Annotated in this window: 15 protein-coding genes and 3 pseudogenes; 13 read left to right on the forward strand and 5 right to left on the reverse strand. The window is 59.0% G+C overall.

The features are described 5' to 3' along the window. Positions 1-71: 71 nt before the first annotated feature. Together BLW71_RS03240 and BLW71_RS03245 are read left to right on the forward strand one after the other, a co-directional pair. Positions 72-584 carry an arsenate reductase ArsC gene (locus tag BLW71_RS03240; RefSeq protein WP_091793116.1) on the forward strand — a complete coding sequence of 171 codons (513 nt, stop codon included), beginning with the start codon at positions 72-74 and terminating at the stop codon, positions 582-584. A 562-nt stretch (positions 585-1,146) separates the two neighbouring features. Further along, positions 1,147-1,356, forward strand: coding sequence for a hypothetical protein (locus tag BLW71_RS03245; RefSeq protein WP_091793118.1), 210 nt, complete (start codon positions 1,147-1,149; stop codon positions 1,354-1,356). A gap of 345 nt (positions 1,357-1,701) precedes the next feature. Here the strand turns inward: BLW71_RS03245 and BLW71_RS03250 are convergent, their stop codons facing one another. Next, positions 1,702-1,899: a DUF3562 domain-containing protein gene (locus tag BLW71_RS03250; protein ID WP_091793120.1), complete on the reverse strand. Its 198-nt coding sequence runs from the start codon at positions 1,897-1,899 to the stop codon at positions 1,702-1,704. Between the two features lie 406 nt (positions 1,900-2,305). On the opposite strand from BLW71_RS03250, the pseudogene BLW71_RS42900 reads away from it, so the two are divergent. From BLW71_RS42900 to BLW71_RS03265, 3 genes and pseudogenes are all read left to right on the forward strand, one after another. Continuing rightward, positions 2,306-2,533: pseudogene (locus BLW71_RS42900) on the forward strand (hypothetical protein); the annotation flags it as partial. A 69-nt stretch (positions 2,534-2,602) separates the two neighbouring features. After that, positions 2,603-3,310 carry a phosphate signaling complex protein PhoU gene (gene phoU / locus BLW71_RS03260; RefSeq protein ID WP_091793122.1) on the forward strand — a complete coding sequence of 236 codons (708 nt, stop codon included), beginning with the start codon at positions 2,603-2,605 and terminating at the stop codon, positions 3,308-3,310. Positions 3,311-3,462: 152 nt separating this feature from the next. Next, positions 3,463-4,212, forward strand: a pseudogene (locus tag BLW71_RS03265) (ArsA-related P-loop ATPase); the annotation flags it as partial. A 142-nt stretch (positions 4,213-4,354) separates the two neighbouring features. On the opposite strand, the gene arsB reads toward BLW71_RS03265, so the two are convergent. Then, positions 4,355-5,431: an ACR3 family arsenite efflux transporter gene (gene arsB, locus BLW71_RS03270; protein WP_286161922.1), complete on the reverse strand. Its 1,077-nt coding sequence runs from the start codon at positions 5,429-5,431 to the stop codon at positions 4,355-4,357. Positions 5,432-6,104: 673 nt separating this feature from the next. On the opposite strand from arsB, the gene imuA reads away from it, so the two are divergent. The 3 genes from imuA to BLW71_RS03290 are packed head-to-tail and all read left to right on the forward strand — an operon-like array spanning position 6,105 to position 11,367. Further along, a complete protein-coding gene (imuA, locus tag BLW71_RS03280) occupies positions 6,105-6,812 on the forward strand; it encodes a translesion DNA synthesis-associated protein ImuA (RefSeq protein WP_091793126.1) in 708 nt (235 codons plus the stop codon). After that, complete coding sequence (locus tag BLW71_RS03285) at positions 6,742-8,211, forward strand: Y-family DNA polymerase (protein ID WP_177204965.1); 1,470 nt, start codon at positions 6,742-6,744, stop codon at positions 8,209-8,211. Before imuA ends, BLW71_RS03285 begins: the two co-directional genes overlap by 71 nt. A 6-nt stretch (positions 8,212-8,217) precedes the next feature. After that, complete coding sequence (locus tag BLW71_RS03290) at positions 8,218-11,367, forward strand: error-prone DNA polymerase (RefSeq protein ID WP_091793128.1); 3,150 nt, start codon at positions 8,218-8,220, stop codon at positions 11,365-11,367. Positions 11,368-11,447: 80 nt separating this feature from the next. On the opposite strand, the gene BLW71_RS03295 is transcribed toward BLW71_RS03290, so the two are convergent. Beyond that, complete coding sequence (locus tag BLW71_RS03295; RefSeq protein WP_091793130.1) at positions 11,448-11,813, reverse strand: plasmid partitioning protein RepB C-terminal domain-containing protein; 366 nt, start codon at positions 11,811-11,813, stop codon at positions 11,448-11,450. A 96-nt stretch (positions 11,814-11,909) separates the two neighbouring features. On the opposite strand from BLW71_RS03295, the pseudogene istA reads away from it, so the two are divergent. From istA to BLW71_RS03320, 5 genes and pseudogenes are all read left to right on the forward strand, one after another. Next, a pseudogene (gene istA / locus BLW71_RS03300) lies at positions 11,910-12,557 on the forward strand (IS21 family transposase); the annotation flags it as partial. Positions 12,558-13,369: 812 nt separating this feature from the next. Continuing rightward, positions 13,370-15,838 (forward strand): anti-phage ZorAB system protein ZorA, encoded by a 2,469-nt coding sequence (zorA, locus tag BLW71_RS03305; protein WP_091793132.1) that lies wholly within the window; start codon positions 13,370-13,372, stop codon positions 15,836-15,838. Continuing rightward, a complete protein-coding gene (locus BLW71_RS03310) occupies positions 15,839-16,561 on the forward strand; it encodes a flagellar motor protein MotB (protein ID WP_091793134.1) in 723 nt (240 codons plus the stop codon). After that, on the forward strand, positions 16,561-18,546 hold the full coding sequence (locus BLW71_RS03315) for an EH signature domain-containing protein (protein WP_091793136.1): 1,986 nt from the start codon (positions 16,561-16,563) through the stop codon (positions 18,544-18,546). Before BLW71_RS03310 ends, BLW71_RS03315 begins: the two co-directional genes overlap by 1 nt. Before the next feature lie 30 nt (positions 18,547-18,576). Continuing rightward, entirely contained in the window at positions 18,577-22,347 is a 3,771-nt protein-coding gene (locus tag BLW71_RS03320; RefSeq protein WP_091793138.1) for an SNF2-related protein, read from the forward strand. Positions 22,348-22,631: 284 nt separating this feature from the next. On the opposite strand, the gene BLW71_RS03325 is transcribed toward BLW71_RS03320, so the two are convergent. Together BLW71_RS03325 and BLW71_RS03330 are read right to left on the reverse strand one after the other, a co-directional pair. Continuing rightward, a complete protein-coding gene (locus BLW71_RS03325) occupies positions 22,632-23,468 on the reverse strand; it encodes a hypothetical protein (RefSeq protein WP_091793140.1) in 837 nt (278 codons plus the stop codon). Positions 23,469-25,306: 1,838 nt separating this feature from the next. Beyond that, a complete protein-coding gene (locus BLW71_RS03330) occupies positions 25,307-25,657 on the reverse strand; it encodes a hypothetical protein (protein WP_091793142.1) in 351 nt (116 codons plus the stop codon). Between the last annotated feature and the right edge of the window lie 28 nt (positions 25,658-25,685).

The raw sequence follows: 25,685 nt of genomic DNA on the forward strand, positions 1-25,685 counted from the left end.
TCGGCTGCGAAAAACGTCCCCTTTAGAATTCTCGCAAAACTTTATCGCCAGAATATGACGGGGGGCGTTCTATGGTTCAGAAATGCAACGTCCTGTTTTTGTGTCGCGCCAATTCCGCTCGTAGCGTCATGGCCGAGGCATTGCTGCGCGAACTTGGCGGCCAGCGCTTCGATGCATTCTGCGCTGGCATCGAGCCGGCAGTCGATGTGCATCCCCGGACGCTTGAGCAACTGCGCCCCACGATTGCCGCCTTAGGCAAGCTACGGCCAAAGACCTGGGACCAGTTCGTCGGTCCTTCTGCTCCGGAAATGGATGTGGTCATTGCGATGTGCGATGAAGTTGGAGAGTCGCACGCGCCGGCGTTCGCTGGAAATCCGATGTTCTGCCAATGGAATTTTGCTGACCGTCTTGCCGTCGCTGGAACCGACGCGGAACAGAAGCGGGTGTTTGAGCAGGTATTCCACCAGATTTTGCGTCGCATCAACCTATTTGTCGCTCTTCCTCTGCAATCGATGAAACCGCCGGAACGACGGGCCGCTGTGAATGCTATGGACGACCATGGGTCGTCCCGCCCTCTCTCTTGATAACGGCTGGCGGCTCCGGCATGAATTGAACCATTGCGGGTTCGTCGCGATATGAAACACCGGCAGCGGTGGAGGCGCGGGACCTTCACGATGCTGTCACATACTTCCTACAACCCTGGTCGGAAATCCGCGCGTAGAACGCATCGGTAAATCGCGGCCAAAAAAACTGGGCCGCTTCTCGAAAGCGAGCGGCCATTGTCCGGAGCGCGCGTGGTGGCAGAAATTGAGTCCTGCGAGGCCGCCACGACGACGGTGCCTTTGCGGCGACTGACCGCGTTCGCTGCATGTCGCATACACGCGCGCTGCTGCTATCCGCGAATGAGAAGTACGACGGGGAGACCGGATGAGGAGTCCGGTGTCGCACCAGCCCGTGCTACGGCCCGTCGTGAGACATATTGTCGCTGGTGCTGCGCGTGTCGTCATGAGCCATTCACGCAAAAGGTCTTCTCGCGGACGGAAACAATGCCGCGGTCTGCGCGACAAGGCCGCGTGACAACTTCTCGTACAGTTGCTGTCCGAGCCAGCTTCTTTTCGCCGTCTTATTTGTCATCGTTGAAGTCTCATGACCGGTTGGAATGGCACCGGACGCTTGACGTCCGTGCAGGAGGAACTTGGCAAGCTCAATGACGTCGTCACAAGCGAGACGCTATTGCGGGAGTATTTGTTCGAGCTCGGCGAGCCGGAGACGGTCGAGGCGGCGGTGCGCTATCTGGAAGAACTGAGAAAGCGCCACATGCACGCCGCACGTGAAATCCTGTGCGCGACGGGCTAATCGGCGAAGGTAGCCGCTTGCCTTGCGCATTCCGGAGCGAGCTTGATTTTTTCGCCTGATTTTCGCTTCCTCCTTTTGGCGCGACAGGTTGTCGACAGCGACCTCGCGACGAGTTCGGGAACCGTTGATACCGTTCCTCCCACACTTGAGATGCCATTCTCGCAGGCGACACCCATCGCACGCCTCATGACGCGACACATGCGGTGATAGCGAGAGCCGCTCACCGGACTGTATTTTTTCAATAACAGGCACGCAGTAAATCTAAGGATAGCGAACGGTTCAAGGGCGCGCGTCTAATGATGCCAGATACCGCGAAACGATTGGATGACCCTCTCTGGCGGCGGTCTAGTGCCTGTCTCGCGAAAACCCGCGAAGATTCTCTCGGACGCGTTTAGCGACCAGGACCGTCAGGTAGTCCAGGACACGCGCCCCGTCACTGTATTGGGCCCACGTCTCAGCGAACATCCTCGATACGGTCTCGGTCGGTGTATTGGTGTCAGAGGCGATTGCCTTGACGACGTCTTCGAAGTTGAGGTCGGCCATTGTGCGCTTCAGGCGTGCAGCAAGAGTGATGGGAGCCAGCTGGAAATCGATTAAACGACCGTTGCCGGCCTCCGTGCAAATTGATTCATCCTATGGTTGACAGAAATCAGTTGCGCTAGTCTTTTTAGAACATACCTTGCTGTCTTTCGACACGCGGCGTACTTACTCCGTAGAATCATTATCTTCAGCGCCTGTTCGACGATTGGCTAACGCGCGCATTGCACAAATCCAGTCACATCGGCGGCTTGCCGAGCTTGCCTCGGTGTTTCCACGGCCTTGCAAACAGGTCTTTGGACGGATTTCGAGTCGGCGCCTCACTTGGCCGCCCACCATAAAGCCGGGAAATGACTCTTAAGCGACATATACTCCTTATATGGTCTATTGCAGTTGGAGATGGCCTGCTGAAAAGGCCAAGCATGGGAAGAAGGAGAGGGTCTGTGCGACAGTTTCACAATGCCGAAATCCGACTATGACAAAATCGCCGCATTGAAGCAGACGTGCCTCGATGCGGGCGTGCCGGTCAGGAAAAGTGCGCGCGGGACTGATTCTGCTCGAGGCGGCCCCAGTGAAGCGGTTGCTCGCGGCAATCTCGGCGGTCGAAACGGTCAAAACCGGTGAACCCGCAAAATCGTAACTCGGCACTTACTCCGTTGCGCGCGACCAGCGCCAGCACGGCATGGCCACTCCTGGTCGAGGACAGAACATGCCAGACAAGCATCTTTCAAGCAGGTTTGATACCGAACTCAATCTGGTCTCAACGAGGCTGCTGGAAATGGGCGGTCTGGTCGAGTCACAGATTGCGCGCGTACTGGAATCGCTGAAGACTTTCGATTTGGCACTGCTTGAGCATGTTGGCGAAACTGAGCGCCAGCTCAATCTCATGGAGATAGAAATCGACGACGAAGTAGTCAACGTCATTGCTCGTCGGCAGCCCACAGCCTCCGACTTGCGCCTTCTGATGGCGACTTCGAAGTGCGCGGCCAACCTTGAGCGTGTTGGCGACGAGGCACGGAAGATAGCGAAACGAACTCGCCGCGTCGCCATGGACGCCAGCGCGTGGAACCTCAACATCGCTGAAATCAAGACTTCTGGTGAAATGGCCTCACACATGCTTCGCAGAGCGCTGGACGCATTTGCGCGAATGGATGCAATTGCGGCCGCACAGATTGTCCACGACGACGAAGCCATCGACTCCGAATTTCGCGCGTTCGTAGTCAAGCTTGTTACGTCCATGAAGGAAGACCCCCGGACAATTCAGATTGGGCTCGACTACCTGTTCATCGCGAAATCCATTGAGCGTATCGGCGACCATGCCACCAACATCGCGGAATCCGTCGTCTATGCCGTTCGCGGCACCGACATTCGCCACGAGCATCGAAAGCAGCGTGGGCGCGAAACCTCCGGCAATTAAGGCGCGGATGGTTATAGGTCGCGCTGGAGTCCGTCATGGTGTGTCGGACATGCGATGCCGAGTCGCCTTGGAAAGGCAATCACAACTTCCGGAAGCGGCAATAAGGAAATTGCTGGTGAGCACGCTACCGGGGGCGTAGAGGTCAAGGGGGCGTCGGCGAGACGACGGTGGCTGCGGCGATAGCGCTTGAACTGGCGCAGCGCGGACACGCAGTCCTGCTTTCCACCACCGACCCGGCAGCACATGTGGCATGGACTCTCCAGGAGTCGCTGCCGAGTTTAGCCGTGAGTCGCATCGACCCGGAGCTGGAGGTCAATCGTTATCGCGATGAGGTTCTTGCCAAGGCCGGTGCTCATCTCGATGCCCAGGGGAAAGCGATGCTCGAGGAAGACCTGCGGTCGCCGTGCACCGAGGAGATAGCAGTTTTTCGCGCATTCGCGCGAACGGTGGATGAGGCACGGGGCGCTTTCGTGATGCTCGACACCGCCCCGACTGGACATACCATCCTGCTGATGGACTCAGCGGAGGCCTATCATCGCGAAGTCATGCGCACCGAGGGTGATATGCCAGAAGCGGTGCGCCAGCTTCTGCCAAGTCTGCGCGACCCCGATTTCACGCGCGTTCTTATTGTGACGCTCGCCGAGGCGACGCCTGTTCATGAGGCGGAGCGACTGCAAGCTGACCTCCGGCGAGCCCAGATTGAACCCTATGCCTGGGTCATTGACCAAAGTCCGCTCGCAAGCGGCACCCACGACCCGGCACTCGCCGAACGAGGGCGCTATGAGGTACCGTTCATAGAGCGTGTGGTGACGCAGGATACAAAGAGGGCTGTGCTGTTGCCGTGGCAGGCGACTCCGCCCGTTGGTCTACACGGGCTAGAAGAGCTGGCTCGCGGACATTGACCATATAGCGGTCGTAGCGGACAGCATGCGCCGGCAGTCGCCGGACCGTGTGTCGGCCCGTGCTCACACGAGCACGAGGCCGTTCAACATATGGCGTATAGATTTCGACTGGCGGAGTCCCAGCATGAAGGCTACTGGGTTGTCACGCTCCCCGTTCGTACCAACGTCGCGACGCGTTGACCACTTTTACAACGGCCAGCATGACCGGTACTTCGATAAGAACGCCGACCACAGTCGCCAATGCTGCTCCCGATTTGAGACCGAAGAGGCTAATCGCCGTCGCGACCGCCAGCTCAAAGAAGTTGGATGCGCCAATCAGGCATGACGGCGCTGCAACATCATGAGACACACCGAGCTTCCGGTTGGCCAGATAGGCGAGCGACGAATTGACGACCACCTGAATCAGGATGGGCACCGCCAGAAGCAGAATGACCAGCGGTTGCGCGATGATTTGCTCGCCCTGGAATGCAAACAGCAGCACCAGCGTCAACAGCAGTGCGGAGATGGAGAACGGTCCAATTTTCGCCAACGCGCTCTGGAAATGCTGGTCGCCCTTTCGAAGCAGAAACTTGCGGAGTATCTGGGCGATGATGACTGGGATGACAATGTAGAGCACCACCGACGTGAGGAGCGTATCCCACGGCACTGTGATGTTCGAAATGCCGAGAAGCAGTCCCACGACCGGAGCAAATGCAAAGACCATAATCAGGTCGTTGAGCGCAACCTGCGACAGCGTGAAATACGGGTCACCCTTGTTGAGTTGACTCCAGACAAAGGCCATCGCCGTGCACGGTGCTGCAGCCAAAAGAATCAGACCGGCGACATAACTATCCAGTTGGTCGGCGGGCAACAGCGAAGCGAACGCGTGTCGCACAAAGACCCACGCCAGAAAGGCCATTGTGAATGGTTTGACCGCCCAGTTGATGACGAGCGTCACGCCTATGCCCTTCAACTGACTGCGGACTTTTCCCAGCGAAGCGAAGTCGATGCAAAGTAGCATCGGAATAATCATTACCCAAATCAGAATCCCGACCGGAATGTTGACGTGGGCAAGTTCGAGCGTGGATACGGTATGCACAGCACCGGGCAGCAACTTGCCGAGAACGATGCCGGCCACGATGCACAGCGCCACCCAAACGGACAGATAGCGTTCGAAGAATGCCGATGGCGCGCGCCTCTCCCTCGGTTCCGCATGTCGCAAGCACGCCTGAACCTTCAATGAGTTTCCGGCCAGACCTTATGGTGCCGCTGGCGGCGTAGCCTCCGTTCTGTGGGATAGCATGCCCCCACACTTCGTATCCGTTGTATAACTCCGGTTCCATTTTTTGCTTGTGCTTCAGCTGAGTTGCTCGAGTCTCGTGCAATGTCTGCACCGGAACATTTCCTCCATATTCTAGCCACCAAAGGCGACGCGAAGTTCACTGTGAGTTGCGCCGTGAATAGCGGTCAGCGTGAGCGGCCTCGTTTTCGGTCACGCCGCTGCAAATAAGTTCTTCGGCGATGTCGTGTGCTTGCGCCGCTATCGTTATCCGCTCAAACCATGTCGCGACGCATGCGTTCTTTGCGAGCCACAGACGGGCAGACTCCACCATACTTTCGCTAGTCAACCAGTGCCCGTGCGACCGGTACGCAGCGATATCACTCACGGCCAGATAGCAGCGAAGAACGGCCGCATGCGCATCCGTGAGTACGGGCAGCCCAACTGTGTCTTCGTACATATCCACCTCCGTGTGGCGGGAGTTAATGGGGCAACATCAAACGGGCTTTCGGCGTGCCGTGAAGGTATTCAACAGAGCTGGAAGCGGCATTGCGAGGAGTTTTGAGAATCAGCCTTGCCGTTTCCCGGCTCGATGTAGGATACTGTACATATATACAGTATTGTGCGCAAACCAATGGAATCCTCAGCTCGGGCTCCCGAACACATCCATCCGTCGCTGTGGCGAGCGTCCCAGCTTGCTCGCGGGCGTGGACGTGCCGTGGATACGGGGTACCCGGCGCTCTCGGAAGAGCTTCCGGGCGGTGGTTGGCCGGTGGGAGCGTTGGTCGACCTGCTGGTCCAGCAGGCCGGCGTGGGTGAAATGCGGCTCCTTCGTCCCGCGCTTGGCACGCTGGGCAAACGGCCTGTCGCCATGGTGCAGCCACCGCATGTTCCAAACGGGCTCGGACTCGAGTACATCGGCCTGCCCCCTGACCAGTTGCTGCAGGTTCGCACGTCGAAGACGGCGGATGCCCTGTGGTCGGCGGAGCAGATTCTTCGCGCGGGAAGCTGCGGCGCGCTGCTGTTCTGGGCGCAGTACGTCCAGACATCGTCGTTGCGAAGACTGCATCTCGCGGCGCAGTCTTCGGAAACGCTGTTTTTTATGGTCCGTCCGCTGGCCGCCGCGCAGGACGCGTCGCCTGCGGTCCTTCGTCTGGCGCTCCGGCCAGAGCGGGACGGCCTGACGGTCGACATTACAAAGCGACGAGGTCCAGCACGCGCAGAACCTCTGTCGATTCCCCTTCAACCCACACCTGTCCTGTTCTCGCACCATGCGCGTATTTCTCGGCGTCCACTTACCCCGACTGCAGCTGGAAGTATTCCGGCCAAAGTGGTTGCCTGAACCGGTGCACGGCAGTGCGGTCCTCGAACGGGACAAGGTTCTCGTCGCGGACGGTGTAGCCCGGGCAGCGGGCGTGAGAACGGGTATGAAGCGAGGCGGCGTGCTGACGCTGGCGCCAGAGGTGGAGATGTACGAGCGCGACCCGGCGCGTGAACGCGCGGCGCAGCGCGAAGTCGCAGTGGCGCTCATGCAGTTCTCGCCTGACGTGACATTGCTCGATGAAGCCGTTGTCGTCGCCGACATCGGCGCGAGCCTTCGTCTGTTCGGCGGACTGCTGGCAATTTGCAGGCAGACGAAAGCCATCCTCGAAACCATTGGGCTGACCGCGCGTGTCAGTGCGGCTCCAACGGGTCAGGGCGCATGGCTACTCGCAAAGCACCGGAGCCGCCGCGTTCTCAAGCTCGATTCTCTCGACCGGCAACTGTCCGCATTGCCGCTGTATTCCGTTCCGGAAGTCCGACAGTTCACGGACTGGTTCACCGGGCTCGGCTGCGAAACGATAGCCGACGTCCGAAAACTGCCTCGCGCCGGCTTGCAACGTCGTTGTGGCGAGCATCTGCTTGATTCGCTCGACCGGGCCTTCGGCACTGCGCCTGAACTCTTCGACTGGCTGGAATTGCCCCCGACATTCTCGGCTCGTATTGAGATGCCTGACCGCATCGAGCACGCGGAAGCCGCGCTTTTCGGCGCGCATCGTCTCGTGGTGCAACTGTGCGGATGGCTGTGCGCAAAGCAGCTTGCCCTGACTGGCGCCACGCTATTTCTCGAGCATGAACGTGGGAGGCAGGCCATCGAACCGACGGCCATCGACATTGCACTTGGGGAGCCGACTTGGCGCGAAGACCATCTGATACGTCTGCTCAAGGAACGCCTTGGACGGATTGTGCTGGCCGCGCCTGTCATTGCCTTGCGACTGGATGCGTCGAACGTGCAGCCTGCCATGCCGGCCTCGGACACGTTATTTCCAGAGCCAGGCGGTTCGGCCGAGGACCACTCTCGCCTCATTGAATTGCTGGTCGCAAGGCTCGGCGAGGAAAACGTGCTGCGCCCCGCACCGACAGCCGATTACAGGCCGGAGATTGCGAACCGATGGGTACCGGTTGCGAGCGCATCGAAAGGAACCATGTTGCCGGAAGGGCTGCCGCGGCCTACGTGGCTGCTCGAGAAACCCGTGCGCCTGTTGATGCGAAAACACCGTCCGTTCTACGGCTCGCCGTTACGCATGGTCTCCCCGGGTGAACGTATCGAAGCCGGCTGGTTCGACGGCGAACTGGTGACGCGCGACTACTTCGTCGCGCAGGGCGAAGACCAGAGCTGCTTCTGGATTTACCGGGAACGCGTCAGCAGTCGCGATGCGGAGGATGACCAGCGGTGGTTCCTTCATGGCCTGTTTGGATGACACGCCATGGACTCCACGTTCTCGACGCTGCCGGCTTATGCCGAGCTGTTCTGCTTTTCCAACTTTACGTTCTTGCATGGCGCCTCGCACGCGGAGGAGCTGTCTGAGCGAGCGGCGCAGCTAGGTTACTCCGCGCTCGCGGTGACCGACGAGTGTTCGCTCGCAGGCGTTGTGCGAGCTCATGTCGCCGCAAAGGAAGCAAAGCTGCCGTTTATCGTCGGTTCGTACTTCCGCCTGGTCAATGCGGACGGGTCGCCAGCTTTCGGCCTCATTCTCATTGCCAGGAATCGCGCGGGATACGGCAACCTGTCGGAGCTCATTACGCTTGCACGCATGCGCGCGCTCAAGGGCGAGTATCGTCTTACGCCTCAGGACCTGTCCCGACCCGGCAAGGGCTATCGTCATCTGCTAGGCATGCCGGACTGCCTCGCCATCCTGGTGCCCGATTTTCCGGCGAAAGAGGATGCATTAGCGGCGCAGCTTGAATGGCTCGATGACACATTCACGGGACGGGCCTGGGTTGGGTTGGTGCTTCATCAGCGTGCCATGGACGATATTCATCGGGGCGCAGTCGAATTCGTTGCTCGCAACCTGGACGTGCCTGTCGTCGCGCTGGGCAATGTGCTGATGCACGTCCGCTCGCGCAAGCCGCTGCAGGACACGATGACGGCTATCCGCGTGGGTCGGCCGGTGCACGAGTGCGGCTATGACCTTGCGCCCAACGCCGAGCAGCATCTTCGCTCCAGGCTGCGGCTCGCGAACCTGTATCCAGCCGAAGCGCTCGCGGCGACCGTCGATATTGCCAGTCGCTGTACGTTTTCGCTTGACGAACTGCGATACGAGTACCCGGATGAACTGGTGCCAGCCGGCTTTACGCCAGGCGCGTATCTGCGTCAGGAGACGTATATCGGAGCACAGCGGCGTTTTCCTTCGGGCATTCCGCATAAAGTCCAGGAGCAGATTGAGCATGAGCTTGAGCTCATAGCCGACCTGCAGTACGAACCGTACTTTCTCACGGTGTACGATATCGTCCGCTTTGCGCGCAGTCAGCACATCCTGTGTCAGGGTCGCGGCTCGGCCGCCAATTCGGCTGTGTGTTACTGCCTCGGCATTACCGAGGTCGACCCCGCCCGCGGCAACATGCTGTTCGAACGGTTCATCAGCAAGGAGCGCGGTGAACCTCCAGACATTGACGTCGACTTCGAACATCAACGTCGCGAAGAGGTTATCCAGTACATCTATCGCAAGTATGGTCGCGACCGCGCAGCAATCGCCGCGGCAGTCTCAACATACCGTCCTCGTGGAGCGTTACGGGAAACTGGCAAGGCGCTCGGAGTCGACCCGCAGATAGTCGACCTGGTCGCCAAATCGCATCATTGGTTCGATAACAGTCAGGACCTGCTCAAACGCTTCGCCGAGTCTGGGCTCGACCCGGAGAAGCCGCTTATCCAGGCGTGGGCGCGACTCGCGTCTCAGCTCCTAGGCTTCCCGCGTCACCTGTCGCAGCACTCCGGCGGCTTTGTTATCAGCCGCGGCAAGCTCACGCGACTCGTGCCGGTCGAAAACGCGGCAATGGCTGACCGCAGTGTTATCGAATGGGATAAGGATGACCTCGAGGCGCTCGGCCTTCTCAAAATCGACGTCCTTGCTTTGGGCATGCTGTCGGCAATCCGGCGCACTCTTGACATCGTGTCGGAGCAGCGCGGCGAGCGCTTTGAAATGCAGGACATTCCGGCTGAGGACACGAAAACGTACGAGATGATTTCTGCTGCGGATACTGTCGGCGTTTTTCAGATTGAATCGCGTGCCCAGATGTCGATGTTGCCGCGGATGCAACCTCGTACGTTTTACGACCTCGTCATCGAAGTCGCCATTGTCCGGCCCGGTCCAATTCAGGGCGGCGCTGTGCATCCCTATCTGCAGCGCCGGCAGGGATTCGAGCCAGTCACATACCCGAGTGATGCACTCAAAACCGCATTAGGCCGCACACTTGGCGTGCCGATTTTTCAGGAACAAGTGATGCAGGTTGCCATCCTTGCGGCCGGTTTTACGCCTGGCGAGGCCGACGGGTTACGGCGAGCCATGGCCGCCTGGAAGCGTAAAGGTGGCTTAGAGAAATATTACAACCGAATCGTTATCGGCATGCAGGAACGCGGCTATGACCTCGTCTTTGCCGAATCAATTTTTGAGCAGATTAAGGGTTTCGGTGAGTATGGTTTTCCGGAGAGTCACGCGGCGAGTTTTGCATTGCTGGTATATGCAAGCAGTTGGCTGAAGTGCCACGAGCCAGAGGCATTTCTTGCTGCCATGCTCAACTCGCAACCCATGGGGTTTTACTCTCCATCACAGCTAGTCCAAGACGCCCAGCGCCATGGCGTTAAAGTGCTTCCTGTCGATGTGACTGTCAGCGGTTGGGACTCGGCGCTGGTGACTAGCCCAACCGCCGAGCGCCCGGTGGTACGGCTCGGCATGTCACTACTTCGCGGCATGAAGGACGGTGCCGCAGAACGCATTGAGAATGCGCGGGCGGTTCGACCGTTCGTAAGCGTGAAAGACCTGGCTCGTCGCGCGCAGCTTGGCCGCAAAGACCTTCACGTCCTTGCGGACGCCAACGCTCTGGCTTCACTTGCCGGCAATCGTCGTGAAGCGCTATGGCAGTCCGTCGCTGCTGTTCCGGACAAGGACATGCTCGCCGCAGCAACCGTTGAGGACGAAACTCCCGAGCTCGGCGCGCCGACGGAAGCTCACGACATCGTGTCCGACTACAGGTCCATCGGACTCACGCTCGGTCGACATCCGCTTGAATTGCTGCGCCCGCAGTTGCTTGCAAGTCGGCTGATGCCGGCGTCCACGTTGCGCACTTATCGCGATGGACGACTTGCGCGGGGCTGTGGGCTCGTGACCGTGCGTCAGCGGCCAGGCACAGCCAAGGGTGTGGTCTTCGTGACACTTGAGGATGAGACCGGCAACGTCAATGTCATTATCTGGCCGTCCCTGTTCGAAAAGCAACGCAAGGAAGCCTTGAGTGCTTCGCTGCTCGCGGTGTACGGAACCTGGCAATGTCAGGGTGAAGTCCGCCACCTCGTTGCGCAACGGCTTGTCGACATGTCGCATCTGCTCGGCGGTTTGACTACTGCGAGCCGAAACTTCTGCTGAAGGGTGGAAAATGCCAATACTCCGCGCACGCACATGGAGGGCGCCCCGGGCAATTGAAAATGCCAAAGATAAATTTCACTTCACATGAGCGCTTTGGCTTTCAAGGCGCCTCTCGCTTCGTCGGTCACAGCTGTCAGCTGTGACCAGTACTCGGCGTAGTAACTGCGCAACCAGTCAGATACGGCATCGTTGCCCATCAGTTTGACGATATAGGCCGCAGACACGGCCAGTTCGAGGTGCTCCACACTGTAAGTCTCCTCGACCGTCGAGTGAGTCGCCTGCATGGTCGCTATCTCACGCTCAAGCTTCGCGACCTGCAGCGTAGCCTCCCTGTTTGTGCGGCGCTTGAGCGGTTCGCGGATGGTCAGCTGCTCGACTGGAGTTGTTGACCGGATTGCCTTGGCAAATGCTGAAGTGAAATTGCCCTGGCTTGTTGATAGGCGCATAAAACTGACCCACTTCCGCTAGAAATTTGCATCGAAAATTGACCCACATGTTCAACTGCCTGCTTGGACGCCAAGCAGGAGAACGGAGTGATAACCGTGAGCATGTTGGCCAAGATTCGGCGGATGCATTTCCGCGACGGCGTCCCGCTACGGGACATTGCAAGACAGACGGGGCTTTCGAGAAACACGATTCGACGATGGTTGCGCGAGCCGTCGGCAAGCGAGCCGAAATTCGCTAAGCGCATTAGTAACAGCGTTGTTGACCCGTGGTCAGAGCAACTGCGGCTCTGGCTGGTCGCCGATACGAGGCGTACCAGGCGAGAACGGCGCTCTGCGACGCAGATGTATGAAGATTTACGGGCGACTGGCTACGACGGCAGCTACGACCGCGTGTGCGCCTTCGTGCGCAACTGGAAGAAGGAGCGCGACTCGGGAGCGCAACGGGGCGCTTTTGTGCCGCTCGCCTTTGAATATGGTGAAGCGTTCCAGTTCGACTGGAGTTGCGAGCATGTCTTCATTGGTGGACTCAGGCGACGCGTAGAGGTCGCCCACATGAAGCTCGCCGCGAGTCGTGCCTTCTGGCTTGTGGCCTATCCAACCCAAAGCCACGAGATGCTGTTCGACGCCCACGCACGAGCATTCGTCGCGTTAGGCGGCGTTCCCCGACGTGGCATCTACGACAATATGAAAACCGCCGTCGATAAGGTTGGCCCGGGTAAGGAACGAGCTATCAACGCGCGCTTCTAAGTCTCTGCTGTTTAGCAATCCGCCACGAATCAGATACGAGTACGAGGTACGATAGGAAACGTCGCGTGGCTGCTCTCGATGGCAACAATTTTTCTGCGCCATCGTTTGCGACGAGGTTTTTGATTTCGCTTCTGCCATTTCAGTTCCTTGCGTCTTCTTTTCAACGAATGCTTCCCCTGATGCACGGTATATCGGCTTTGAAAGTCTCAACTTGAGTGTGGCTGCATTCTTCAGTGGCGCGGTCAACATTGCCGCCCCAATTTCTGTAATAGGCTGCTCGCGGAGTCGCCGAAAATAAATTTGACAGCGGTGACGAGCGGGCTTCGTGCACTACCGCATAAAGGCGATGGCGATGAGGCTGTGGGAGGAATGAGAATGTTTCGAAACGTAGCGTCCTGCACGGCGTGCTTCTTCGTTTGCGATGCGTTTCCTAAAGCGGTTCAGAATTTTAGCAAACGTTTTGCTGCGGGATTTTCTGAGCTACGGAATTAAAAAAGAGCTTCTTTTCCTTTTTTTCGATGGGGAATGCCCCCCATGAAGAGGGGGAGGTAAAAATCTGATTGCATTGCGCGACGCTGTACAACTACCATACACAACGGCTAACGGGGAACGCCATGAAAGAACGAAAAGACACGCCCATGAGTTTCAGGGCGTCGGCGCGGTTCAAGACCGCATTGATGCTTGCGGCAAATCATGAGAATCGAAGTCAGGCAAACCTGCTCGAGACGCTCGTATTCGAGTTCTGCCGTCAAAAAGGCATCAAGGTGCCCGCAGAACCGACTCATCCACAAAACTAAAGACCACACGCCATGTACCAGACCTTCGTTCACGCGCCGGTCATCGCGAAGCTGTGCGCGCTGGCCATCCTGATGCTCTTCGGCTACTTCGTTTGCTGGTTTATTCCAAGAGCCATTTTGCGCGGTGCCGCGCTCAAACGAATTATCGCCGGACTGATGGGACTCGAAGCTGGAGCGGACCCTGCGCCACTCTTTGAGAAAGACAAAGACCTGGCGCACTTGTGGAGCGAATACGACGAGACGCTTTTCAAGCAAGAGCGATTCGATTCACAGCAGCGGGACTATGTCTTCGACAAGAAGCGCTCTACCGTTCCGGCTGAGATGTTTTTCAACACTCAGACGACCGTGGACTCTTACGTCGGGGCTGAATTCTTCAAACACGTTCCAGGCATCCTGACCGGTATCGGGATTATCGGGACGTTCTTTGGCATTCTGCACGGGCTCGACGCGTTCAACGTGAGCGCGGATGCCGCTCAAGTTCGCGATAGCCTGAAAGGGCTGCTTGGCTCCGTGTCAGAAGCGTTCGCGGTGTCCGCAGGCGCGATTGCTTGCGCGATGATTATCACGCTGCTGGAAAAATGGCTTCTTGCAAGCCTCTATAAGAAGAGCGAGTCGCTCGCCATTGAAATCGACAAGCTCTACGAAGCGGGTGCTGGCGAGGAAATGCTTCAAGACTTAGTTCAGTCCTCGGCTGACTATCTGTCCAACAGCAAGACGCTGAAGGACGCACTCGTCAACGACCTCAAGGGCATTCTGGAGTCGGTCGCCGCGAACCAAATTAGCGAGCAAAAACGCATCATCGACGCGCAGATTAACGCTCAAGCGCAAACCACGGAGCAGCTTGGCAAGCAAATTGGGCAACACATTAGCGATGGCCTAGAAAAGGCGCTTGCGGAACCCATGAAGGCGGTGCAAGTGGCCGTCGAAAACGCTGCCAAGGAGCGCTCCGGCGCCGTTCACAATCTGCTCTCTGAGGTCGTGAAAGAGCTCAATCAGAGCCTGCGCGACCTTTTCGGTGACCAGATTGCCGGCATCAACACGATGCAGCAGCAGACGATTGCCGCGCTTCAATCGGCCGTCACGAAGATGGAGCAGTTGTCGACGACGCTCACGACCGCCGGAACGGACGCGACAGGCAAGATGGGTGAGCAGTTGGCCGAGGCTATCAAGAACATGGAAGCCAGCCAGAGCCGCATGACTAATGAAATGACGCAGGCGGCGACCGCGATAAAGGGGATAGTCACCAGTTCGCACACTGCGACCAACGACGGCATGCTCGCCGCGCTGGAAAAGGTCAGCACCAATGTCGACGCGCTCGTTAAACAAATGACCGAAAAAATCGAGACGTCGCAAGCCGCGACGGGTGAGGCACTTGCGAAGGCACTGTCCGACGTGACGGAGCGTGTAAGCAGTCTCGTCGCGTCTTTGACGACTAACGTCGAAACCTCCCAAACCGCGACGGGCGAGGCGCTCACGAAGGCGCTGTCCGACGTGACGGAACGTGTTGGCGGTCTCGTCTCGTCGTTGACGAACAATGTCGAAAGCTCGCAGAGCACGACCAGCGCGCAGTTGCAGAAGACAGTTGACGATGTGAGTGCCTCAGTCGCAAAGCTGGTGAGCGGGTTGTCCGATTCGATTGCCAACACGCAAAAGGAAACCGGCGCGCAACTGACGCAATCGGTGGCCAGCGTGAAGGACTCGGTCATGTCGATGGTCGACGGCCTCAAGGAGCAAGCGGGAGAAGCGGAAGCTGCCCAGGTAAAACGTCAGCAGCAACTCGCCGCCGATGCCCAAGCCGCAGTTGCTCAAATCTCCGCCGACGCGCGGGCCGCCGCCGCGCAAATGTCGTCGTCGGTGGACGCGCTCGCGACGGAGGTGCGCAGAATCGTTTCCGGGACCGGTATTGCGGTCGACAAGATGCGTGAAAGTGTTGACGCAATGGGCAAGGTGACAGGCGAAACCGTTTCGCAGATGAACGCGGGCGCGAACACCCTGTATACGGCGGCACACGAGTTCGAAAAGGCCGGCACGGCATTGACGGGTTCGCTCAATCAAGCGACCACTCTGACCGACAAGCTGGCAGCCGCAGCGGGCTACGTTGGCACGGCATCGCAGACGATGCAGTCTGTCATCACTGACTATCGGGCCCGATGCGACGAATTCCAATCGATGCTCGAGCAACTCAAAACTGTCGTGGCGCTCGCAGAAGGTTCCTTGAGCCATGACGTGCTCGAGCAGATTCAGGCCTCGAGCAAGGCGCTCACGGTCGCTCAACTGCAAGTCGAGGAGTTCATGAATGGAGTGACCGATGTCCTCCAGGATTCGAGCGACAAGTTCCAGACCAACCTCACCGAGGCCATGGAGCGTGCCGCCAGCAAGCTCGTTGACACGACCGGCAAGGTGACGGGCTTGCTTGGCCGCACCATCGAGAATCTGGCAATGGCCGTGCGCCCGGTTGTGATGGACGAGGAGGGCGCTTAAATGTTGAGCTCGCGCATCGTTTTGAAACGGGGCGGCAAGGGCGAGGCAGAAAAGCCGTTCTGGATTAGCTACGCGGACCTGATGACCGCGCTCATGGTGCTGTTCCTTGTCACGATGTCGGTGACCCTGCTTGCCGTCACCAAGCAGGTGAGCGAAGCCGAGCGCCAGAAAGCCGAGCGCGACCGCGAAATCGCGGAGTTACTTCATCGCGTGCAAGTCGCCGCCAAGAACGCCGGCATCTCGGTCGACATGGACCGCAATGTCATCGACTTCGGGGACAAGGCGCACTTCGAGAAGAATAGCTCTGGGCTCAAACCTGAGCAGCAAAAGCTGCTGCGCTCGTTCGTGCCTCAGGTGCTCGCTATCGCACGCGACCCGCTCGGCCAGAAATGGCTCAAGCAGATTGTGGTGGAGGGATTCTCAAGCCCGGAGGGCGACTACCTCTACAACCTCAACCTGAGCCTTCAGCGCAGCCAGCGTGTGCTGTGCGTTCTGCTTGCAAAACCGCCGACGGGCGAGAGCGGCATGAGCGACGACGAGCTCGAGCAAATCCGCGACCTCTTTCTCGTCGGAGGCTATTCGTTCAACGGGGCCAAGGCGTCCTACGAGGATAGCCGACGCGTGGAGCTTCGACTGGAATTCCTGGGCATCGGCGAACATCGTCCGTCGACCAACGGAGCGCCGCGCGGCAACTTCGGCACCTGTGCGTTGGGAGCAAGTTAATGAGCTTCCTCGACGACCTGCGTAACCGACTCAGCCGACTGCAGACCCAGCCGGTCTTTCTGCAATCATCCTTGGGCAACCTCGAAGACCAACTCGAAGCCCTGACGCAAAAACTCAAGGGCCACTCCGCGAAGGCGCCCGCAGATGCCATCGTCAACGCCGTCGAGCGCTTCCAAAAAGAGCCGCGTTTCAGACACTCGCACGATGCGTTGTTAGTGAGTCTCGGGTGTGACCGGCCTATTGGGAAGATACGCTATCGCCTCATCGAGGACAACACCCGATTTCCCGCCGTCCTCTCGGGCGTCGACCGATTCCGTAAGCACCGGACCATCTTCCGCGACTGCTATAAAGGGCTGCTCGATACGTACCTCGGCTACCACCCCGACATGAAGGGTGCGTCGACGACCGGTCGCCCCAATTGGGAGATGCTTCGGTCCTGGTTGGACTCTGGTGCGAGCGGCCTTCGGGACCCTGACGGACTGGACGAGAACTGGGTTCCTGAACTCGTGGCACACCCCGAGCTTTTCTCTGAGGCGCCGGTGGACGCGTTCGCGCGTCAGGTCCTCGAAGGAAAGGATGAGTCTTTCCTCCACTTTCAGCAAGCGCTTGGCATCGACCGCACCTCGTGGCTCATGGAGCAGGTTGTCCTAGCCCAGGTTCGTGCCGCCGCAAAGGCGGGCATCACGCCCTACATCCCGAAGCTGTTACCCTTGCTCGAGCCGCTCGCAAGCCAAAACCCGGTTGTGTTCAATCAGGGGCTGGCGGAGGTCCTGGGCGCATATTGCGAGCACAGCGGCGGGCCGCTGCACGGTGCGCTGCGCGATTTCTCGTTGTACTTCTGGGGGAACCCGCTTTTCCTGCGCAAGGAAAGCAGCACAGGCTGGATTTCGGTGCCCCGCGAATCACGGGAGATGGTGAAGAAGTGGTTCAAGCTGCACGTGATTCAGCAGTTCTTCAACGTTCTGGCCAAGCAGGACCAGCACGAAGAGGACAATATCCAGTTGAAGCGTGAAAGGCGGCGTGACTTTTGGGAGAAGTACGCGGATGTCGTCGGGGACGTCAAATTCGCGCTCGGGCCTAACACGCGAAGTAGCGATGACCCGCGCATGGTCGAAGTCATCAAGCTGATGGAAGGCATGACCCTTGACCTCTATGGAGCGGGCGACGGGCAGAATAACGCCTTCATCATGCGGTTCGACGATTGGGTCGTGGCCGAATTCGGGCACGAGAATAACGCATGCTTCGTGTACCGCGCATCGGACGTACCTTTCGAGAACGGCGACACCAGCATTTCGGCGCAGGCGATTCGCCACCACATTCAGGCGACTTCATCCAGACGGCTCGGCCCGGAAAAGCTATACCACCGCGATAGAGGCGGATACAGCTGGGAAGACATCTTCGAAGACGCTTTGCGCTCTCGGGGCATAGTCGCGCCGGTCGCCTCACCTGCAAGCAAAACTTCAAGGACGACCTGGAAACCCGAGGTTCCGACGCAGGCAGCCAAACAGCAGGTTCAGACGCGCACGGCCGGGAATTCCTTCGCGAGCTCCCAAGCGCCAGCTACGCCCGTTGCCAGTGGTTCGGCGGCGGTGAAGGTAACGCCACGCCAGTCCGCCACCAGTCAGTCCACTGCCGCTCAGACTGCTGCCGGGCAGACCGCTGCCGGGCAGACCGCGAGCGCTTGGCGCAACCCGTCGATTTTGAGGCCACCAACCGGGGCCACCAGTAGTTCTGCTCCCGCCGAGCCCGCAACTTCGACCTCTGCTTCGAATTCCCCCATTGTGCATCTGCCGTTCGGGGCGAAGCAGGAAAAGGAACTGCTCAACCTCTGCCGCAAGCACGACATTTATGTCCGAGACATGCGTGAGCGGGAGGGCTACCTGTGGGTCGCTCTAGACAAGCCCGAGGACAATCGAATGACGCCGTTGCTGCAAGCGTACGGATTCAAGTATCGCCCGGGCCGGGGCTGGTGGCGCCAGGCCTAACAAATACAAAGAGAGACGGGGATTCAAGGCATGTTGAAGTGGCTCAAGAGAAAGACCGATACCGGGGCGGCCCAGTCGCAAACCGCCGCCGTGTGGCGGGCGTTCGGACCTGAGGGCGTCGACCTTGGGACATTTGAGGCCGTCGGCTCCCGCGCAGGCGCGGCACCGCTTGCCACGCCGACCGTTCCCGCACTCATCATGCAGTTGCACGACGAGGGCTTCGCTATCGGGACGGACGAGAGCGCTCATCTGTCGTGGGAGAATCTCTACAACCTGCTCGACGAGCCGGCATTCTCTCGCAGCCTTGACCAGCTGGAGCTCCCGCCGGACGCTGGCCTCGCGCCCGAACTCGAAAGCCGCAATTCGCTAATCGACCCGGATTTCTCCATTCGCGTATGTGGATGGCTCGACAACAATCGCCGTTCCATTGAGGATGTGACGCGCAATGGCGCGCTTGTATCGGTCAAAGGCCAACAACGCCTGCTCTCACGGGAGGCGTGGGGGACCGTGGAGCAGGTCGCACAGTTTCAGACGCGTCCAGATGAAGAGCGCAACGAGACCGTGAACCGGATGCGATGGGGCCAGATTCGACGCTCCGCGCTCGCGGCGAAGGCGGGCTTGGACCATTTTCTGTACAAGAGCATCGTCGTCACGCCGGACACCATCAACATCATCCCGCGAAAGACGGGCGCGGATACTACGCGGATGGTCGAAATTATTCCGACCTTCGAGAGTGCGCCTCCGAACTGGCTTGAGGTCTTCGATTCGTACCCGACGGTGCCGGACCACTATGACATCAGCACACCCGAGGGCTCCGTTCACGTCATCGTGACGCCCGAAGCGCACACCGTGCTGTCCAGCATCCGGAAGATGCCGGGACGTCTTGTCTCCGGCAGCCGCGCCGAGGCGTTCCTGCTCAATCCCTTCGCCGCGCTGGGCGAGGATGCGAAAGCGGTCATCGATGAAGAGCAGTTCGAGCGCGCCAAAGTCGAGGCTGGCATCTTTTTCGACCACTTCACTTCGATTATCCGCCGCGATGCACTAGGATTTCCGGAAGTCGTCGGACTGACCATCGAGATGACGCTCGCGGACCGGGTGTCTGCGGAGGAGCGGCTCTTTTCAGATGACGCGGAGCTGGAGCACTTCATCCGTGGCGCCGAGCGGGCGATTGCTGCCGAACGTCAGCTCTATGCTTGGGAAGGCTACGACTTCGAACTGCTCGGAGATAGCGAAGAACATCTTGCGTTGCTGAAGGCCGCGCTGGAGGAAAGGCGAACTCCCCGTATTCTGGTTCGGCACGCCGACGTCTACGACCTGAGCGCGTACACTTCACGCGTCAACGACATTGGCCTCGAGCAGCCGTACTACTCGCCGTACATTGCGAAGAAGGGCGACGAATGGTGGCCTGAGCACCTGGTCAACGTCATCGTGTACACGCCGGACGGCAGCACCGACCCGGTTGCGGTACCCATCACGGATGACGTCAAGGACGAACTGAGTGCCAAGCTCAAGGAGGCAGAAGCCTCCGGCAAGTTATCTGTTGAGTTGCCGGGATTCCCGAAGCCCATCCCGGTCACCGAAGCGCGCGACATCCTCGACGCGTTCATCAACTTTGGAAAAGATGTTCAGGAGGGGTACGACAAGCCGCCGAAATCCGTCGACGCCAAGGACAAGGCCGCTCGTCCGAAGGCGAAGCAACTACTGTTGAAGCCAAACGTTGAGGCGGTGGACTACGAGGAGGTCCGCAAAGAGATTTTGACCACCTTTGCGCCGTCGCCGGTCCTTCCGTCGGGCTTCAGGACGGAGACCAAGCTGCTGCCGCATCAGGAAAAGGGCGTCGCATGGCTTCAGCATCTCTTTCAGCAGGCGCCGAATCACTGTCGCGGCTGCATCATCGCTGACGACATGGGTCTAGGCAAAACGCTCCAGCTGCTGACGTTCATGGCGCGTGCATTTGAGGACAATCCAGCACTTCCGCCGGCGCTCATCGTGGCGCCGGTCTCCCTTCTCGAAAACTGGGCGGAGGAGATGGGCAAGTTCTTCAAGGAAGGCGCGTTTCGGCCGCTCATCGCTTACGGCGACAACTTGGCGTCGCTTCGTGTGCCGCGCGCGGCCATCGACGAGGAGTTGCGAAAGGAAAATCTCGTCAAGTTCCTGCAGCCGGGATGGGTCGGCGACGCGAACATCGTGCTGACGACCTACGAGACGCTCCGCGACCTCGAATTCTCGTTCGCCGCTGTCAAATGGTCGATTATGGCCTGCGACGAAGCGCAGAAAATCAAGAACCCGAACTCTATGGTCACGCGCGCCGCCAAGAAGCAGAACGTGATGTTCAAGGTGGCCTGTACCGGAACGCCTGTCGAGAATACGCTCGTCGACCTGTGGTGCCTCTTCGACCTAGTCCAAGCAGGGTTCCTCGGAGCACTCAATGAGTTCGGACGGCGCTATCGCAAGCCGATTGAAGCCGAGACGGAGGAAGAGAAGGCGCGCGTCGAGGAGTTGCGTGGCCTGATTGAGCCGCAGATACTGCGCCGCATGAAGACGGACGTAGCACAGTTGCCGCCCAAGCGCATCATTCCTGTGCGTATTCCCATGTCGAACTTGCAGCGCACGTACTACACGAGCGCAGTGAACCTGTTCAAGGGCCTCAAGAAGGGCGACAAAGAGGCGACGCCGTCTCCGTTCAAAAACCATCTCGGGGTGCTGCAATACTTGCGTTCCATCTGTACTGCGCCGCACGCACCAGGCTTGGGTCGTTTCACACCGCAGCCACTTGCGCAGGCACGCGCGGATGCACCCAAACTCGGATGGCTCCTTGAAACGCTGCGCCAAATTCAAGGCAAGGACGAGAAGGCCATTGTCTTTGCTGAGTTCCGCGAGGCGCAGCAAATGCTCGCCTACTACATCAAAGAGACGTTCGGTTTCGAGCCGCGCATCATCAATGGCGACGTCACGGCCTCCGCGAAGCACGTCGCGAGCCGACAAAAGCAGATTCGCGCTTTCCAGGAGAAGCCGGGATTCGGCATCATCATCCTTTCCCCGGTCGCCGTCGGCTACGGGGTAAACGTGCAGGAAGCCAACCACGTCATCCACTACACGCGAAACTGGAACCCCGCGAAGGAAGACCAGGCGACCGACCGCGCGTACCGAATCGGCCAGAAGCGAGAGGTCTTCGTCTATCTGCCGATTGTGAGCGCGGAAGATTTCAAGACGTTTGAAGTGCGTCTGAGCGAATTACTGGACACCAAACGCAAGCTTGCAAGCGACATGCTCAATGGCTCCGGCACCGTGATGCCTAGTGACTGGAACATCCAGGACATTATCCCGGACGGTCCGAACGACGGGACGTTCAACCGAGCAGTCGCGCTGGATGACGTGTTGCGTATGGAGTGGGAGTACTTCGAGGCTTACGTTGCAGCCGTATGGCAGAAGAAGGGGTTCAGAACAGTTTATCGAACGCCTGCGCGCGATGGCGGAGTCGACGTGGTTGCAATTGCAGGAAACACCGGGGACCTGATTCAGTGCAAGAGTTCGGGTACCGTCAACGCGTCTCTAAACGACGAGGGCGTCAAAGATGTCGTCTCGGCAGAAGCTGAATATCGACTTCGGCACCCAGGCGTAAGCTTTTCAAAGTGGGTCGCAACGAACCAGTTCTTCAACGATAACGCTGTCGAAAAGGCGCGCCGAAACCATGTCACACTCGTCACTCAGAAGGAAGTGGAGCAGTGGCTTGGGACGTATCCGGTGACCAACGCTGATGTACAACGCTTCCTCCACGCCTACTGGGAGGAAGCTGCATAAGGGTCGACAGCCTGCACTACGCAGTAGCGGTTCGTCGCAACGTTACTTCCAAATACACGGTAGGGCCACAGTTGCGGTGCGAGCTGAAATCTCTTTTTTGTGCGCCGCATGAACTACAAGAAATGAGCTTCTGCGGGGACGCGCTGTGTGCATAATTCCCTGACGGGCGGGCGGGATTCTTGCTGGATTAGAGGTAAGCGAGGCGGTCGGTCGCACGGAGGATAATTCCGGCCGAGGTTGCTGACACTGAAAACGATTCCGTTCAATAGCGGTGGGGGCAGAGACTATGGACGAGTGATGGATGCTTGCTTGCCAACTGGTTGCCTCGCATACCATGTGACGCCGTCCGGTTCGTATGCGAGAACGTCAGGGCGAAGGTCGAGTTTCCTTGCTCGTGCCGTTACCTTCAAGAATCCTTGCCGGACAGGTGATTCAGAAGGTCGACTTTTGTTCAGAGCCTGGAGCGCTTCCGACTCGGTCCGGGCAACTAGGCCGCGTGCTTCGCAAGCGAGGGTAACGAAATGCATCCAGAGCGAGTGCTCGGGATTTGACATGTCCGCGACCCGTCTGACCGACGGAACACCACCATCCCCGTGGTCGTCAAGCCATTGCGCGCCACCTACGGTCAGGCCGTACACATGCTGGAATCGGTCTGTGCGGTAACGAAGCAGCAGCTTCGCTTTTGTCATTCCGCGCATGGCGCGCTGCGCAGCCGTCAACGCAGCTTTAAACGGACGCTCTGGGAAGCACGCGATTGCGACGTCAATCGTCCGAATCACGCGAAAGCGGTTAGCCAAAGATAGGGCGCGCAGACGAATGGTGTGGCGGAGTTGGTTCGGCGGAATGACGGCGACGAGGCCGCGGTCGATTTTCCGCTTCACATGTTTGCTGGCGGCGTGTAGCGCGGATACCTTCTCGGGAGTCTCGGTGTCGCCGGGATGTGCAGCGACGGATGCGGGCGCCGGTGTCCAAGGGTTGCTGGGATGAGTCGCGTGCGATACCGGCGGCGGTGTCGCTGTATTGCCGACGATGGAATCCGTAGTTGCCGTCGCCGATGCCGCGGAGATGCCGACGTCAGTATCGTCGGTGGTGATGTTTGGTATCGCGATGGATTGGCGCATTGATGTTGCTCCGGAAAGATGGCGTATTCGGGGTCGCCGGCCCATCGCTTGTTTCGTCGCGCACATGGGGGCGGTCTAACCTATAGCGACGCTTCGCTAACTCCCTCCATAAAGCTGCCCACCATGTGAGCCGCCCCGTGTTGGTTGAATCGAGGGTTCGTCGCCCGGCCGGGCGAGGGCAGGGGTCAACTGTCTCTTCCCCTCGACCAGCCTTGCGCGCTTGGGGCGCGCAGCACCGATGTATCCGTCGCGACGTCCGTCAAAGCGACTGTTCATCCCGACCGGCTGCGCCGGTGCGAACCCCGCCGCCGCCCAATACCGTTTTCTCAATGCCCGATGTCTCTCGATGGCCGGCGTCTCCAACTCTTCTCCCTGCATGCCGTGCCATCCCGGCTGCCCCGCGCTGCGTAAGCAACTCGCTCTACGACGCATCGCGGGGACCCCGCGCCGATACCGTGCCGCGCGTTGTCGCGCTTGCACGCACTTTCGATGACGGCACGCGCTGGGACGGCGGCGGGGTTCGCCCCGCCTTGCCGGTCCCGGTCGCGGCAGCTCTGCTCCCACAATCGTGTCGCCAATGCCGCAGCGACCCGCACACGCGACCAACATGCCGTCAACGAACGGGGCTGCACGCCGCGCCGTCCGTCCGCTCGTCCAACGACGTGCGCGCGTTTGGTGCCATCAGGCCAGGCCTGTTCACAGTGATGTACTGACCGATGCTGAGGGTTCTCTCGATTTGTCTCTCGGCGACACACGTTCTCGAATGAACCAGTGCCCACGCGACCATCGCCGCGTTGTCTGCAAGATGCGCCACCGGCGCACCCCTTGATACCAACCTCTTTGTCCAGTGTGCCGCTACGTTGCATCCCCTACGTGAATGGAGACCACGAAAATGAAACTACTGATACTTGAATTCAACAAAAAACTGATTTTTACCGCTCGCTCTTTGTTCCCAAAGGGACTTGCGGTAGCACACGCAGCTGCTGGATTCGGCAGTTTGTTGGGTGCCTGCCGACTGCTGAGCAGGAACTGCCGATGAGTCTTCTGATGAAGCTCTCGCTGACGGAGCTGGCATATCTGGCGACCTTCTGCCTGCAAAGGGAGGCCCACAGTGCACATTAAGAAACGCAACGGCCGTGCGTCGCTGTACCGCTCGCGATACGTGCGAATGGGCGCTGACGGGAATACGCACGGCTTTGCCGAGCAGGCATTTGTTGGCAGCCTGTCCCTTGACGCACAAGAGATTCCTGAGGAACTGGCAGCGAAGTTGTCGCCGGAGGAACGTGCGTATGTCGAAAGTTGTCGGCACGGCGTGCGGCGGAGGAAGCGGCTCGCATAGCGGAAGAACATCGCCGCGTTGCCGAGGGCCGCGAACGCGACCCGCGGTGGCGCATCGAGGGACCGACTCAGTGCCCAAAGTGCGCGATTTGCCTTTCCAAGAATTGGTGCAGGATTTTTCTGACATGCGCATTTTTTCTTTCGTCGGCACCGGCATGAGCGAGTGGCTCGACGATGCGTGGTGACCTGTCGAGCATCATACGCTCTATCCGTAAGTGCTTTAGGACAGTGCGCCGCTTATGCCCGCCTACTAAGCCCGCCTGCCGACGGGTCTCGCGAGGGTGGCTCGTCGGTGACACTACGCGGAAGGTGGCGCTTGTGGCGCAATACGGGGCCGGGTATAGGCGGCGGCCGGAGCTCCGGCGAAAGTCCTCGTTGTAATAAGAAGCCGACGAGTCGGTTCCGACTGGCGCGTGTGGAATTGCGGAAACTCGCCAGCCGAAGGTTGTGAGTATTTTATCGACAACGCGAAAAAAAGCCCCGCTTGCGGGGCGTGGGTGTCAGCAAGTGAATTCTTCGAAATCCTCGTCGTCAATGGTGGTCATCCGGTCGCGGAGCTCTGGAACCGAGCTGTCGAGACATTGGGAGATACGCTCCGTGACATATGCAGCGACATCAATTTCAAGCGGAGCTGTCTTCTCAAACCATTGCGGATTTCGGCTTTGCTCCATGGTTGTCGGTTCGGCGTAAGCCTCCGCAAAGCTACAACCATTCTCGAGGTCGATGGTCGAATTACCTCGAAATTGGATTTCCTTTTTGCCGGCAGCGTCGAGCGTCCATGCTGTCCAGGCGAAACGCTTGAGTTTCGAGTTTTGCGTCGTGGGTTCGAGGATTTGTTGAATTGCGTACATGTCAGGTCCTTTGGGGGTAGAGGTTGAC

Source organism: Burkholderia sp. WP9 (assembly GCF_900104795.1).
Taxonomy (GTDB): Bacteria; Pseudomonadota; Gammaproteobacteria; order Burkholderiales; family Burkholderiaceae; genus Paraburkholderia.